The sequence below is a fragment of the Mesorhizobium sp. INR15 genome (genome assembly GCF_015500075.1).
GTDB lineage: Bacteria > Pseudomonadota > Alphaproteobacteria > Rhizobiales > Rhizobiaceae > Mesorhizobium.
Window position 1 is genome coordinate 2,777,980 of the sequence record NZ_CP045496.1, and the last position, 13,019, is coordinate 2,790,998.

The following is a 13,019-nucleotide window of genomic DNA, read 5'->3' on the forward strand; positions in this document are numbered from 1 at the left end:
GATGCGGTTCGGGCCGGCCTTTCACCGCGCGAAATAGAGGCCGAGGTCGATAGCCTGTTTGCAATCATGGTTGAAGCGGTGGCCAATCATACCGGCGGGCAGCGAGGCGGGCGTAAGCTCTCGAGGAGGAGACCATGAGATTGAAGACGTCGCGCGATATGCCGGGCGCAAAACCTCGCAAGGGCGAGGGAAAGGAAAAGCAAGACGCGTCGGTCACGAAACTGGACAAAACAAATGACTGGGACCGTGACCAAGTGCATGGAAATGGTGACACGATAGGTATCGCGTCCAAGCCAAGTGAGGATGATGCCGAAGCTTGAGATCGGCATCACCGCGCAGCGGACCTGCACTCTTGTGAAAAGGTCGTGTTTTCCGAACCTCATTCGCAAACAATGCCTGCCTGACCGGCACGGACGCTCTTCGTGAGCGCAGCCGGTGCAAAGGGGAAATTGTCGTTTGACCAATGACGCGCATGGAAGGCCTAGGTTGATTTGCGCCGACGCCTAAGCAGGCTGGCAAGAAATTTCCGGCCACCCTTGCGGGGGATAAGGTCGATGTCGCTTACGAGTTTCGCCCCGCCCTTGCGGCGTTCCAAAGTAATCTTGCGGCTATGAAAAGCTTCAAGTTCAACCCGGTGCGCAACGCTGACGACGGTCACATTTGGCAACTCACGTATGATGGTCTCCATGATCTTGTCCTGGCTCTTCTCGTCCAGAGCCGCCGTGGCTTCGTCCAACACGACAATGTCGGGGGCGTGGAGCAAAAGACGCGCGAACGCGAGACGCTGCTTTTCCCCGCCGGACAGTGTTTGGTCCCAAGGAGCCTCCTCCTCGACGCGGTTGTTGAGGTGCCCAAGTCCGACTTTTTCGAGGGCGGATTTGATCTCGGTCAATGTCCAGCGATCGGCCGCAGCAGGGTAAGCCGTCGCGCGGCGCAACGTCCCGGACGGGATGTATGGCCGCTGCGGCAGCATGAACATGCTCTTGTCAGGATGAAAATTAACGCTGCCTTCGCCCCACGGCCATAAGCCGGCGATCGCCCGAACCAGGGTCGACTTGCCCGATCCGGATTCTCCGGAAACCAAGACGCGTTCGCCGGCTTCGATTGCGACCTCGGTTTCCTTGACGACGGCGGTTCCATCATCAAGGGAAACCGAGAGATCCTTAAGGCTCAGCATGGCAGCGCCATCCGTCTGACCGTGGCTGATCCGTCCGAGTGCGTCGCTCTTTTCGGCGCGCTCAAGGCCATCAAGCGACATCATCAGTGAGGCGATCCGGCGTGCAGAGGCGTTCCAGTCGGCGAGACGGGGATAGTTATCGACCAGCCAACCAAACGCTCCCTGTACGATGGCGAAAGCCGAGGCGGCCTGCATGACTTGACCCAGTGTCATGGACCCGTCGAGAAACTTTGGTGCGCACAGCAGAACGGGTACCACCGGCGCGAACAGGCTTGACCCTTGCGACACCAAGGCGGTGCGCATGTGCTGGCCTGTCAGCAGCGCCCACTGCTTAAGAACGTTTGCGAAAGTAGCGTCGATGCCGCTACGCTCCTCGTCCTCGCCGCCAAGCAATGCAATGCTCTCGCCGTTTTCGCGCACCCGCGTCAGCGTATAACGAAATTCGGCCTCCGTCTGGTTTTTCCGCTCCGACAGCTCAACGAAATGGCGGCCTATGAATACCATCGAGGTGGAGGTGATCGCGGCATAAATCACGGCAGTGATCACCAGAAAGCCGGGAATGGTGATGATCGAGCCCCCTAGTGGCAAGGTAAGGGCGCCGCCAATCGTCCAAAGCACGACGATAAAAGTTGCGGCCGATAAAAACGCGGTAGTGACGCCGGCGACAAAATCGACAGGGGACTCAGTGGCGACGCGCAAGTCTTCCGCGATCCGGGCCTCGGGATTCTGGTGGTCGCCGCTGACGAGATTCAACTGATAGTAGCGGCCGTTGGTCAGCCACCGCCCGATGACCGAGGTGGTCATCCAGGACCGCCAGCGTCGCTGAATGGTCATGCGAAGGAAGACTTGCGCAACGACGAGGCTCGCGTTGCCGGCCACGAGCGGCAAAAAGGCAATGCTGAGGATATACACCGTGTGGGCATCGCGCTTTTCGATAGCGTCGAAAATGGAGCGGTTCCAAACGTTGATGCCATACTGGAAACCGACATTCATCAGGATCAGCGCCAGAAGGCCGATTGTGAATGGCCACGCCAGTTTGTCGCCATTGCGGCTCCAATATCCGCGCGCACTTATCCAGAACCGCTCGAGAAGGTATTTCTTGCGGGCCTGCTCGGCCTCCTCGGGCGTCACATCCAGGCCTGGTTCGTTCGCTTCAGGTGGCGGGACGGCCAAGTCTTCGTCCTCGGTCATGGCCTTGGCATCATGCCCTTCGATTTCAACCTCCGCTGTGCGGCGATCTTTTGAACGGGCGGATTTCTGTCTGGTTTTTGTTTGTGACATTCGATGGACGACTCAACCGGGAAAGGGACACATCACTCAGGGCGACTGACACCGTTTGCGTCCTTGGCTTGGCCAACGCACCAGAACGATTGCAACACATTGAAGTCGCGGTGTGGCCCTTTGTTCCAAGCGTATTGGTTTGATCAATCTCTAAAGCGCCGCATGCATCTTCCAGATCCTTTGAATACGCGTCTAAAGGACAGGCCTAAGCTGCTCGCGGACGCGCTCTCGCAACACGCCGGGGAGAGACATTCTGGTCACTTCGGACCTCCCGATAATGTTCGGCAACTTATCCTTCGAAGCGACGTTGGTGAAACAAGCTGCCGACCTGCTCGCGATCATGACTGGTTCAGCTCTCGCCGGCGCATCCACGGCTCGGCGCTCGATGATCCCGCGAAGATGTCGCCGTTCTTTACCGACTCCGGCATGAAAACGATGAAGTCGGATGACGATTTCAAAAAGGCCTGGATGGCTTTGACCGACGATGACCGCACATCAATGAAGAAGGATTGCGGCGACAACGTCATCGGCAAGTCGCATGACGACTTCTGCAAGAAGACGAAGATGTTGGGCGGCGCTAACTGAGCCACTGCCTATCATGCGTCAAGCCCGCTGGTCTCGGCCGGCGGGCTTTTCTTTTGGTTCGACCCCAGCCGCATCGGGGGCGTGACGTTTTTATCCAGTGTTGAGAACAGTCGGGTGACTATCCCTCGGCTTTGTAGTTCTTCGCCTTCTTTTTGGCCTCCGCCTCTCCGTGTTGCTCGATCAGTTCCTTTGCCTGTTTAGGCGACACGTCGGTCTGTTCGGCCAGCCGGATCGCTTGCTCGTCCGTAACGGGCTTGCCTGTTTTGGGATCGGTCATTGAAGTGTCCTTGTCTGGTGAGACATTGCTGGTGATATCGCGATTCATTGCCATGGCTTTGCGCGAGTTCATTTTGCCGTAGCGGTGACACGCCATACGGTATTGCCGACATCATCCGCGATCAGCAGAGCGCCAGTCCTGTCGATCGCCAGACCGACAGGACGGCCTCGGGCTTCGTCCTTGCCATTGAGAAAACCGGTAACGAAGTCCTGGGCCATACCGTCGGGATGGCCGTCCTTGAAGGGGACGAAGACAACCTTGTAGCCGTTGAGTGCCGGGCGATCCCAACTCCCATGTTCGCCAACAAAGGCCCCGCCCTGGTAGGATTGCGGCAGCGCGCTTCCGGTGTAGAAAGTCAGACCCAAGGGCGCGACATGAGAACTCAGCGCATAGTCTGGTGCTATTGCCTTAGCCACAAGATCAGGGCGCTGCGGCATGACTCTTGGGTCGACGTGCTGGCCAAAGTAGCTGTATGGCCAGCCATAAAACGCACCGTCCTTGACCGAGGTCATATAGTCGGGCACCAGGTTTGGTCCGAGCTCGTCGCGCTCGTTGACGACGGTCCAGAGCGCACCGGTCTTAGGCTCCCACGATAGCCCGTTTGGATTGCGCAGCCCACTGGCAAAAATCCTGGACCGGCCCGAGGCCCTGTCTACTTCCCAGATTGCGGCGCGATCCTTTTCCGCCTGGATGCCATTCTCGGTGATGTTGCTGTTTGAGCCGACGCCGACATAGAGCAAAGTCCCGTCACGGCTGGCGACAAGGCTCTTCGTCCAGTGATGATTGATGGGGCCGCCGGGCAGGAGGGTCAGCACCGTCCCCGGATCCGAGATTTTTGTTTCGCCGGGCGTATAGGGATAGCGCATGATCGCGTCGGTGTTGGCAACGTAGAAGTCATTGCCCACCAAAGCCACGCCAAACGGCGAATTCAGGTGATCCAGAAAAACCGCCTTCGTCTCCGGTATCCCGTCGCCGTCCGCGTCCCGTAACACCGTTATCTGGTTGGTCGGCTTTGGCTCGCCTCCGCCGCCTGAGCTGGCAAGCGACTGCAGGAAGCCCATGATCAGGTCCTTCGGCCGCTTGACCGGCTCGCTTGCCGGCCCCTGCGACTCGATCACCAAGACATCTCCGTTAGGCAAGGTGTAAAGCGACCGTGGATGGGACAGGCCACTCGCCATGGCGTTGATCCGCAGGCCGGCTGGGACGGTCGGCCTCTCCTCTTTTGTCCATCCGACAACCTTGGCCAGGTTCACTGGCGGGATGAGATATTGTTGCGGTTCAGGCAATGTCGGATTGGGGCCGATCTGGGTGCTCGGGTCTGCGGCATCCTCGCTGCAGGCCGCAAGCGTCAGCGCTGTCGCGGCGATCAAAGCCAAACCAATGCGGCGCAGCGTGCCATGCCGCAACGTCAACGGGCGGTTCATGGGTGACCTGCGGTCGCGGTTGTCGCTGCGATGGAGCGGCCCGCGAATGCGGAAACGATCATCAAAAACACCACGACGGCCGACAGGATCATCCCCGTTGGCACCACTGACGTCCAGGCGTCACGGCTGTGGACGAACGCGTTGAGAAGGGAAAGCGCGAGTACCGCGATACTGCCGATCATATGGAGCCAACCCCTCGCGTCACGGCGAACCAAGCGGTTGGTGAAGTAGTCAAACAGACCGGCGAGCGCTGCTAAAAAGCCGAGAACCAAACCGAAGGCCAGAAGCCAGGCCGAGAAATCGGCCCACATCATCTCGGCCGTGCGCCAGTACGTGAGATCCGTCAGCAGGGCACCGCTGAAACACGCCATAGGGAAGGGGACCAGGAAAGCGTGTATCGGGTGGCGGTCAACAACGACGATAGGCGAATTGTCGATCTTACTGAGCATGGCGTCGATCCGGGCGTGAAGTAGGGACGTCAATCAACCCGCTCGGACGAGCGTGGTTCCCGATTGTTTTCACGCTTTGGCGAGCGCAGGCGAGCCAACGTCCGGAGCGTGTTCGAGGTCGTAGTTGAATCGACCAAACCAGGAAGGAACAGATTTCCAACCCGGACATTGACCGGGAGGCGCAGCCCGCGCTCAAACTCAAGGATTCCGGCATGGCAAAGCAAACAAAAAGAGCGGCTGCCTCGGTGGCCACCATTCACGACCAGAAACCACAGCGCGGGGAAGGCGGCGAACTGCACCAGACTGCGTCAGGCGCCACGCCGGTGATGACGACCGCGCAGGGCGGCCCCGTAGCCGATGATCAGAACTCGCTCAAGGTAGGTGCCCGCGGCCCGACCGTGATGGAAGACTTCCATTTCCGCGAAAAGATCTTCCACTTCGATCACGAGCGCATTCCGGAGCGCGTGGTCCATGCGCGTGGCTACGGCGCCCACGGTTATTTCGAAACCTATGAATCGCTGGCCAAGTACACCCGCGCCGACATCTTCCAGCGCGCAGGCGAAAAGACGCCGGCATTCGTGCGCTTTTCCACCGTCGCCGGCAACAAGGGCTCGGCTGATCTTGCCCGCGATGTCCGCGGCTTCGCGGTCAAGCTTTACACTCAGGAAGGCAACTGGGACATCGTCGGCAACAACATGCCGGTCTTCTTCATCCAGGACGCGATCAAGTTTCCTGACCTGATTCACGCGGCCAAGGCCGAGCCGAACAGCGACTTTCCGCAGGCGCAGACCGCTCACGACAATTTCTGGGACTTTATTTCGCTCACCCCGGAAAGCATGCACATGATCATGTGGGCCGTGTCCGACCGCGCCATCCCCCGGTCCTTGCGGTTCATGGAAGGGTTCGGCGTCCACACCTTCCGCCTGCTCAACGCCAAGGATGAATCAACCTTCGTGAAATTCCTCTGGAAGCCCAAGCTCGGCCTGCAGTCGGTCGCCTGGAACGAGGCGGTCAAGATCAACGGCGCCGATCCCGATTTCCATCGTCGCGATCTTTGGGACGCCGTCCAGGCAGGCAATTTCCCGGAATGGGAGTTGCGGCTGCAGCTGTTCGACCAGGCATTCGCCGACAGTTTTGACTTCGACATTCTGGACCCGACCAAACTCATTCCCGAAGAGGTGCTGCCGCCGATACCGGTCGGCCGTCTGGTGCTCGACCGCATGCCCGATAATTTCTTCGCGGAGACCGAGCAGGTTGCGTTCATGACGCAGAACGTTCCGCCCGGCGTGGACTTCTCGAACGATCCGCTGCTCCAGGGCCGGAACTTCTCTTACCTCGACACGCAGATCAAACGGCTGGGCAGTACCAATTTCACCCACATCCCGATCAACGCGCCGAAATGTCCATTTCACAATTTCCAGCAAGACGGTCACATGGCGATGCGCAACCCGGTCGGGCGCGCCAACTACCAACCCAATTCCTGGGAGGACGGCCCGCGCGAGTCGCCATCCAAGGGGTTCCGCTCCTTCGTCGAGGTCGAAACCGGACCGAAGGCGCGCCTGCGTTCGGAGACCTTTGCCGACCATTACAGCCAGGCACGCCAGTTCTACATAAGCCAGCAGCCTGTCGAACAAGGCCACATCGCCGCAGCGCTGACGTTTGAGTTGAGCAAGGTGCAAACCCCCGTTATCCGCGAGCGGATCGTATCCCATCTTCTCAACATCGATGACGGGATGGCGGGCAGGGTGGCGGATGCGCTGGGACTGAAAACCATGCCGAAGCCCGCCGATGCGGCGGTGCCGACGCGCAAGGACCTTCACGCGTCGGATGCGCTCAGCATCCTCAAGAATGGACCCGGGCGTTTCGAGGGCCGCAAGCTTGGCATATTGGTGACCGAAGGCACGGACGCCGGTATGCTCAATGGCCTGAAGCAGGCACTGACCAAGGCCGGGGCGACGTTCGACATCATTGCGCCGAAAGTCGGCGGCGCAAAGGCGAGCGACGGCAGCTGGATCGATGCGCAGCAGATGATCGCGGGCGCGCCGTCCGTTCTCTACGATGCGGTTGCGCTGTTGCCGGCAAAGACTGCAATGGCCGATCTGTTGAAGGAATCCACGGCCCGCGACTTCGTCGCCGATGCCTTCGCGCACTGCAAGTTCATCGGCTTCGTTGAGGGGGCGGCCCCGCTCCTCGACAAAGCCGGCATTGCAGGCGATGAGGGGGTCATCGCCCTGGTATCCGCCAAGGATATCTCAGGCTTCATGACCAAGCTTGGCGATCTGCGCTTCTGGGCGCGCGAGCCGAAGGTGAAGGCGGGCTGAATTCAGGACTGGGTCTGGCTCCGCTCACGACACTCCAAGAGCAGCCAGCGCCCCATCCAATAGCGGTGTAGCGAGCGGCCTCATTGGCCTCATCTCTGCCGTTCGGCGGCCTTCGCCATCCTTGACGAGCCCTTCAACGTGGGAAGCAAGCGCCTGCGCGGCCATGTTGCACGCCTCGGCCAAGCTACCGGCCGCGGTGACAACGCCAAGAAAGCCAGGGAAGCCCCGAAATCGCGTCCCTGCTCTTTATAGATCAGACCGATATAGTTGCGCACAGGTATACCTCCGACGTGGCCAGCGGCTCGCATTCGAAACAAACTGGACAGGTTTCCCTAACCAAATAGCAGGCGGCACGGCTTCTAATCGTTGGGTCTGAGTACCATGGCGCGCGGCGATGGACCAAGCAACGATACATGCCGACTTTGAAAGGCGAAGGGCTCGCGCTGCCCAATACCTACGCATGTCGACGGAGAGGCAAATCTACTCCATCAACAATCAAAGGGACGCGATCCGTAACTATGCAGAGGTCATGGGTTACGAGATCGTTGCCACGTATGAAGATCCCGGCCGAAGCGGGCTCAACATCTGGGGGCGCCCGGGTTTGACGCGGCTGATCGAAGATATTGAAAGCCGGCGGGCCGATTTCGAAACAGTCGTGGTCTATGACGTCAGCCGATGGGGGCGCTTTCAGAATACCGATGAAAGCGCCTCGTATGAATACCGGTGCCAAAGGGCAGGGGTGCGGATCGAGTTCTGCGCCGAGCTGTTCGTCAACGACGGGAGCATCGGGTCTGACGTACTGAAGGCCATCAAGCGCAGCATGGCCGCGGAGTACAGCCGCATGCTGTCGAACAGGGTCTTTGCCGGTCAAAGCCGCATAATCAAACTGGGTTTCAGCGGCGGTGGCCCCGCCGGATACGGCTACAGGCGCCTTCTTATTGACGGCTCGGGAAATCCCAAGGCAATGCTTTATCGCGACGAGCGAAAAGGTCTGGCCAGTGACCGCGTCATCCTTGTCCCTGGGCCTAAGAGTGAGATTTCGACTGTCCGATGGATATTCAACCAGTTCGTGAAAAAGGAAAAAACGGAAGTCGAAATTGCGTCTGCTTTAAACGCGCGCGGCCTGGTCACGGAGCTTGGCCGGCCATGGACCAGAGCGTGCGTAAGCTCGATCCTGGCCAGCGAGAAATATATCGGCAACAGTGTATGGAACCGGATATCCCATAGGCTCTTGCAAAACCGGGTGCGAAATCCGCCCAGCGCGTTTGTTCGCGCTGACGATGTCATCGAGCCGCTCGTAACCCGGGCGCTGTTTGATCGAGCGCAAGCCATCAAGACTGCGCGCACTTACGTCAGACCCGATGAGGAGTTGCTGGCCGATCTTACCAGGCTTCTGAAAGAGCGGGGGAAGCTGTCCAGCCCAATCATTGACGCGGCCCCCGGCTGTCATTCGGCCAACATTTACTGGCACCGATTTGGAAGCATGAAGGCCGCCTACAAGTTGATCGGATATGATGCGTCGGCGAATTTTCGAAAACTGGACATCCGCAACGGGCTCGATCGGATCCGGCAGGAAACAATCGACAACTTGATATCGGACATCGGCAGGGTCGGTGGCTCCGCGCGGTACGATCCCCGAACAAAGCTTATGCTTGTCAATGAGGAATTCTCCGTCGCGATTTGGATTGCGCAATATCGGATTATCGTCACCGGTTATCCACGCTGGCCATTCTGGAAGCGGGGTCTCGTTGGGCCGGACGTGACGATCTTGATCAGAATGGAGTCCGATCATCAGACTGTTCGTGACTTCCTGATCGCGCCCGCTCATGAGGCGCAGTCTGCTCTTCGCATGCTCAAGGCAGGCAATGGCGTGCGCCTCGATGCCTTCCTCTTCGCTTCGCTGGATCCTGTGGTGGAGATGGCGAGACGAGAACCGATTCCGGCAAGTGTATGAGAACGACAAAGGCCGAGCTTCGACGCTTCGTCACAAACAACCGGCATGCCATTCGGCTGACGGAGGATTTGCAGGCCCCAATGAACCCGCTGCGTGGCCCCGGGTTGTTGCGGACCTACAAGCGCCAATTCGACAATATGCAGGAATTCATCAGGGAAGGCGACGCGGTACAACACCAGATGGAAAGTGTCGTCGATGCCTTTGGTCAAATTCTGCGCATCGCTGCATTTCGAATGTTGCTTCAAGCGGATGGTTTCGTAACGCTTCCTTCAATCTTGGCGCAAGCTTCGCCAGACGCCGGAGCGAAAGCCGATATCTCCGAAGACCAGGCGACTCCCTTGCCGCCGGTCGCCGAGCCGCGGCTTGTCGGAGGCATCTGCCTCGACGTTCTCGACATGCTGAATGATTTCGGTGCCCCCTTGAAGATTTTCGGCTTGTTAAGAGAGGTCGTGCCGAGCCGGCAGCTTGAAATTGTCCGGCTAATGCTCGCGATGGACCGCGTCCAATTTCGAGTAGCGAGGGTCTTGATCGAGCTTACACCACGGCCGCAACTCACCAATCCCTCGGCTCATAGAAAAAGATACGAGGGTGTCTCCGCGTCGCAAATGGCTGAGATGGAAACCGATCTTGCCAAGGTCTGCGATGAGTATCTGAGCGCTGCCAGCGCCCACGGCGCAAGAATGCTGAACCTGATCGCCGTCACGAGTTATTTTGACCGGTTGCTGAACAACCCCAAGCTCGTGCGGTATCTAGCGCGCAATTTCGTCGAGCAGCTTGAGGTGTTTCAGAAGTTGCTCGACTTCCGGGAGGCTCGATACAAGAAACGTGCGCCTACCGCTTGAACACACGGGTGCAGGACCACTCAACTGTAGAACGGTCGAATTGAATCGCGCGCCCGCCCTCGGCAGCGAATGTCCCGATTTACGATTGCAGGTCGCCATCCGAATCTTCGCCCGCAACGCGGTGATGCTTGCAGCAATCGAAACAGGCCCTGGCCTCTCGGCGAGCAGAAGCTTTAGCGCGGCGGCGATCCGAGGTAACGTTTTTTCCCGCCACGGGCGGCTCGGTTTCCGGTGCCGCAGGGTTGCTTCGCGTTATGCTGCCGACGCCAAGGCCTTCTCAACGGGCAGCAAACCATATTGAGCATCCTCCAGGCTCAGGCCTCGAACGACGTTGGTTTGTGGACTGGATTTTAGGATTTCGAGGGTGAAATTGGCGGAGAGCCGACCAAGATGAAATTGCCCATGACCGAGATTTTCCGGCGCTAGGGGGCCGAGTGGATGCTTGTGCATCGCCATGCCGATCCTGCCGCAACGCCAACAAGGAGGGGCTGCTAGGGACGGCAGTGGAGGAAGCGCGCGAAGCTCGTGAATCGAGCTTAATCGCGAGCAGCAAAGAGGCGCATGGCAAGCACCGTGATCACGGCACTGATCACGATCCATGCGCGGACGTCTTTGTCATCGGCTGTCCCGCGGGTCGGAGCAAGTCCGATGTTCACCGGCGAATGCTGCGCGTTGGCAACTGATTGGGATCCACTATCGGCTGTAGCCACGACCCGCGCAAGGTCCTTGCGGCTGCCGCGCCGCACGGAATAGGCCCGCGTGATCTCAGCCCCGAAGAGGAAGATCTGCGCCGAGTAATAGACCCACAACAGCACGACCATCAGAGCTCCCGCGGCGCCATATGAGGTCGCGATCGATGCGGTCCCGATGTACCAGCCGATCAGTGATTTTCCGATTGTGAAAAGCAGCGTTGTGACGACCGAGCCAACGGCGACATCGCGCCATTTGAGCGACCGGTCCGGCAATATCTTGTAGATCGCGGCGAAGAGAAGGGCGATCAGCACAAAGGAAACGATGGTGTTGATGATACTTACAATCGTTTCGCCAAACGGCAGGTGCGCATTGATAATGTCGCCGAGTGCCGAGATCGCGGTGCTTGCTGCGAGCGATACGAGAAGCAGGAAACCCAGCGCCGCGACGAGGCCAAGACTGGCTGCCCGCGCCCGCACCAGACGCGAAAAGGTGACGCCATTCGGCTTCACCTTCCAAATTTCGTTCAGCGATTGCTGCATTTCTCCGAACACACCGGAGGCGGTGATGGACAGGGTCACCAGCCCGACCGCCGTGGCGAGCGTGCCGGACCATCGCTGCGAAGCGGTTTCCAGCGTTGCTTTCAAAAGGTCGGCACTCTGCGGGCCCATCACGCCGGAGATCTCGGCTGACAGAGCAAGGCGTGCCGCATCATCGCCCACGACAAGGCCGGCAATCGCGACCACGATGATGAGAATCGGCGCGAGCGACGTCGTTGCGTAAAATGCCATCGCTGCACCGTGGCTTAAAGCATTGTCGGTGATGTAGCCGGTAACGCTTTCCCGAAGCAGAACCCAACTTTCATGAACCCTGCGTGGCATTTTTTCACCGTTCAGCTCAACGCCAGGCCGGTGGGAAAGTACCTCGCCCGCCCTTTTTTCACCAGGGAGTCAAGCCGGAGAACCAGGCCCCGTTCCCCTTTCAATCAATCCGTATCGGGCCCGATGGTTCCCAAGACTTGGGCTTTGCTGTCACCACCGGCGTTTAGAAATGTCTGGTGCTGGGAACGAGAAGTCTTCGACAGCGTTGCTTCGTGCGGCCGATTGGGCCGCGCGCACGGAGGCAATCGTCATGGGCTTGGGCACCATTCTCATCATCATTCTGGTTGTGGCATTGCTGGGAGGCTTCAGTGGCCTCGGCGGTGGACCGTTCTATGGCACCGGCTATTACGGCGGCGGCGGCCTAGGGCTGGTTTTGATCATCGTGATCATACTTGTCGTCCTGGGGCGGATTTAGATGTCACTCACCGCTTTCGCTCTTAACTGCACCCTGAAGACATCGGCTGATTCCGAGAAATCGTCCACGGACAGACTTCTTGGAGACTTGATGGCAGCGATGGTGCCGCACGGCGTCAAGGGCGAAATCAGCCGAGCATTGGATTACGACGTCAAACCTGGTGTCCTTTCAGATATGGGAGATGGCGACGATTGGCCCGAGCTTCGCAAGAAGATTGTCGGCGCCGATATCTTCATTCTCGGGCTGCCCATCTGGATGGGGCAGCCGTCAAGCGTGGCCAAACGGATGCTTGAACGCATGGACGCATTCTTGTCGGAAACCGATGCCAAGGGCCGGATGCCAGCCGCCGGGAAGGTTGCACTCGTCGCTATTGTTGGCAACGAGGATGGTGCTCATCATTGTCACGCCGAGTGTTTCCAGGCACTCAACGATGTCGGGTTCACTATTCCGGCAAACTCTGGCATTTACTGGGTTGGCGAGGCGATGGGCGACGTCAATTATATAGACCTCCCCGCAGCGCCCGAGGCGGTTGTCGGCATGATCGAGATGGCGGCTTCAAATGCCGCCCATCTGGCCAAACTTCTGAAAGTGAAACACTACCCGGGCCTGGCTGGATAGAGCGTTCTGTTAAACAAGGCTCGGGGATTGAGGCCAGCACCAAAACAGGCGATCCGGCTGGACACGTCGAGCGGGGCAGCGATTTCCCCTCTCAAGACACGGTTC

General features: G+C 58.9%; 13 protein-coding genes. 7 read left to right on the forward strand and 6 right to left on the reverse strand.

Annotation, left to right across the window (positions count from 1 at the left end; genetic code table 11):
• Nucleotides 1–134: 134 nt before the first annotated feature.
• Nucleotides 135–320, forward strand: a complete 186-nt coding sequence (locus tag GA829_RS13665) for a hypothetical protein (protein ID WP_195179913.1) — start codon at nt 135–137, stop codon at nt 318–320.
• A gap of 161 nt (nt 321–481) precedes the next feature.
• On the opposite strand, the gene GA829_RS13670 is transcribed toward GA829_RS13665, so the two are convergent.
• Nucleotides 482–2,458: an ABC transporter ATP-binding protein/permease gene (locus GA829_RS13670; protein WP_195179009.1), complete on the reverse strand. Its 1,977-nt coding sequence runs from the start codon at nt 2,456–2,458 to the stop codon at nt 482–484.
• 162 nt (nt 2,459–2,620) lie between these two features.
• Between GA829_RS13670 and GA829_RS13675 the strand changes: the two genes are divergently transcribed.
• Nucleotides 2,621–3,043: a hypothetical protein gene (locus GA829_RS13675; RefSeq protein ID WP_374940400.1), complete on the forward strand. Its 423-nt coding sequence runs from the start codon at nt 2,621–2,623 to the stop codon at nt 3,041–3,043.
• A gap of 118 nt (nt 3,044–3,161) precedes the next feature.
• Here the strand turns inward: GA829_RS13675 and GA829_RS13680 are convergent, their stop codons facing one another.
• The 3 genes from GA829_RS13680 to GA829_RS13690 all read right to left on the reverse strand — a co-directional run bounded on the left by GA829_RS13680 (nt 3,162) and on the right by GA829_RS13690 (nt 5,193).
• Nucleotides 3,162–3,320, reverse strand: coding sequence for a hypothetical protein (locus GA829_RS13680; protein WP_195179010.1), 159 nt, complete (start codon nt 3,318–3,320; stop codon nt 3,162–3,164).
• Between the two features lie 68 nt (nt 3,321–3,388).
• Nucleotides 3,389–4,744, reverse strand: a complete 1,356-nt coding sequence (locus tag GA829_RS13685) for a PQQ-dependent sugar dehydrogenase (protein ID WP_195179011.1) — start codon at nt 4,742–4,744, stop codon at nt 3,389–3,391.
• On the reverse strand, nt 4,741–5,193 hold the full coding sequence (locus tag GA829_RS13690) for a DUF2231 domain-containing protein (protein WP_195179012.1): 453 nt from the start codon (nt 5,191–5,193) through the stop codon (nt 4,741–4,743). The genes GA829_RS13685 and GA829_RS13690 overlap by 4 nt, the downstream gene beginning before the upstream one ends.
• Nucleotides 5,194–5,405: 212 nt before the next feature.
• Here GA829_RS13690 and katE point away from each other — a divergent pair, with 212 nt between their 5' ends.
• The 3 genes from katE to GA829_RS13705 all read left to right on the forward strand — a co-directional run bounded on the left by katE (nt 5,406) and on the right by GA829_RS13705 (nt 10,310).
• On the forward strand, nt 5,406–7,514 hold the full coding sequence (gene katE, locus GA829_RS13695; protein ID WP_195179013.1) for a catalase: 2,109 nt from the start codon (nt 5,406–5,408) through the stop codon (nt 7,512–7,514).
• A gap of 460 nt (nt 7,515–7,974) precedes the next feature.
• On the forward strand, nt 7,975–9,468 hold the full coding sequence (locus GA829_RS13700) for a recombinase family protein (RefSeq protein WP_308462341.1): 1,494 nt from the start codon (nt 7,975–7,977) through the stop codon (nt 9,466–9,468).
• Between the two features lie 80 nt (nt 9,469–9,548).
• Nucleotides 9,549–10,310, forward strand: a complete 762-nt coding sequence (locus GA829_RS13705) for a plasmid partitioning protein RepB C-terminal domain-containing protein (RefSeq protein WP_258052277.1) — start codon at nt 9,549–9,551, stop codon at nt 10,308–10,310.
• A gap of 252 nt (nt 10,311–10,562) precedes the next feature.
• Here the strand turns inward: GA829_RS13705 and GA829_RS13710 are convergent, their stop codons facing one another.
• Both GA829_RS13710 and GA829_RS13715 read right to left on the reverse strand, forming a co-directional pair.
• The gene (locus GA829_RS13710; RefSeq protein WP_195179016.1) at nt 10,563–10,766 is read right to left on the reverse strand and encodes a hypothetical protein; all 204 of its coding nucleotides are present in this window, start codon (nt 10,764–10,766) and stop codon (nt 10,563–10,565) included.
• A gap of 80 nt (nt 10,767–10,846) precedes the next feature.
• Nucleotides 10,847–11,881 carry a YihY/virulence factor BrkB family protein gene (locus GA829_RS13715; protein WP_195179017.1) on the reverse strand — a complete coding sequence of 345 codons (1,035 nt, stop codon included), beginning with the start codon at nt 11,879–11,881 and terminating at the stop codon, nt 10,847–10,849.
• Nucleotides 11,882–12,131: 250 nt separating this feature from the next.
• On the opposite strand from GA829_RS13715, the gene GA829_RS13720 reads away from it, so the two are divergent.
• Complete coding sequence (locus GA829_RS13720; protein ID WP_195179631.1) at nt 12,132–12,296, forward strand: DUF3309 family protein; 165 nt, start codon at nt 12,132–12,134, stop codon at nt 12,294–12,296.
• Nucleotides 12,297–12,914, forward strand: a complete 618-nt coding sequence (locus GA829_RS13725; RefSeq protein WP_195179018.1) for a flavodoxin family protein — start codon at nt 12,297–12,299, stop codon at nt 12,912–12,914.
• The last annotated feature ends 105 nt before the right edge of the window (nt 12,915–13,019 follow it).

Coding starts and splice junctions, on each gene's coding strand:
- GA829_RS13675 (WP_374940400.1), top strand. CDS start 2,621: ATGCATCTTCCAGATCCTTTGAATACGCGTCTAAAGGACAGGCCTAAG.
- GA829_RS13715 (WP_195179017.1), bottom strand. CDS start 11,881: ATGCCACGCAGGGTTCATGAAAGTTGGGTTCTGCTTCGGGAAAGCGTT.
- GA829_RS13700 (WP_308462341.1), top strand. CDS start 7,975: ATGTCGACGGAGAGGCAAATCTACTCCATCAACAATCAAAGGGACGCG.
- GA829_RS13670 (WP_195179009.1), bottom strand. CDS start 2,458: ATGTCACAAACAAAAACCAGACAGAAATCCGCCCGTTCAAAAGATCGC.
- GA829_RS13665 (WP_195179913.1), top strand. CDS start 135: ATGAGATTGAAGACGTCGCGCGATATGCCGGGCGCAAAACCTCGCAAG.
- GA829_RS13680 (WP_195179010.1), bottom strand. CDS start 3,320: ATGACCGATCCCAAAACAGGCAAGCCCGTTACGGACGAGCAAGCGATC.
- katE (WP_195179013.1), top strand. CDS start 5,406: ATGGCAAAGCAAACAAAAAGAGCGGCTGCCTCGGTGGCCACCATTCAC.
- GA829_RS13725 (WP_195179018.1), top strand. CDS start 12,297: ATGTCACTCACCGCTTTCGCTCTTAACTGCACCCTGAAGACATCGGCT.
- GA829_RS13720 (WP_195179631.1), top strand. CDS start 12,132: ATGGGCTTGGGCACCATTCTCATCATCATTCTGGTTGTGGCATTGCTG.
- GA829_RS13705 (WP_258052277.1), top strand. CDS start 9,549: ATGAACCCGCTGCGTGGCCCCGGGTTGTTGCGGACCTACAAGCGCCAA.
- GA829_RS13690 (WP_195179012.1), bottom strand. CDS start 5,193: ATGCTCAGTAAGATCGACAATTCGCCTATCGTCGTTGTTGACCGCCAC.
- GA829_RS13710 (WP_195179016.1), bottom strand. CDS start 10,766: ATGGCGATGCACAAGCATCCACTCGGCCCCCTAGCGCCGGAAAATCTC.
- GA829_RS13685 (WP_195179011.1), bottom strand. CDS start 4,744: ATGAACCGCCCGTTGACGTTGCGGCATGGCACGCTGCGCCGCATTGGT.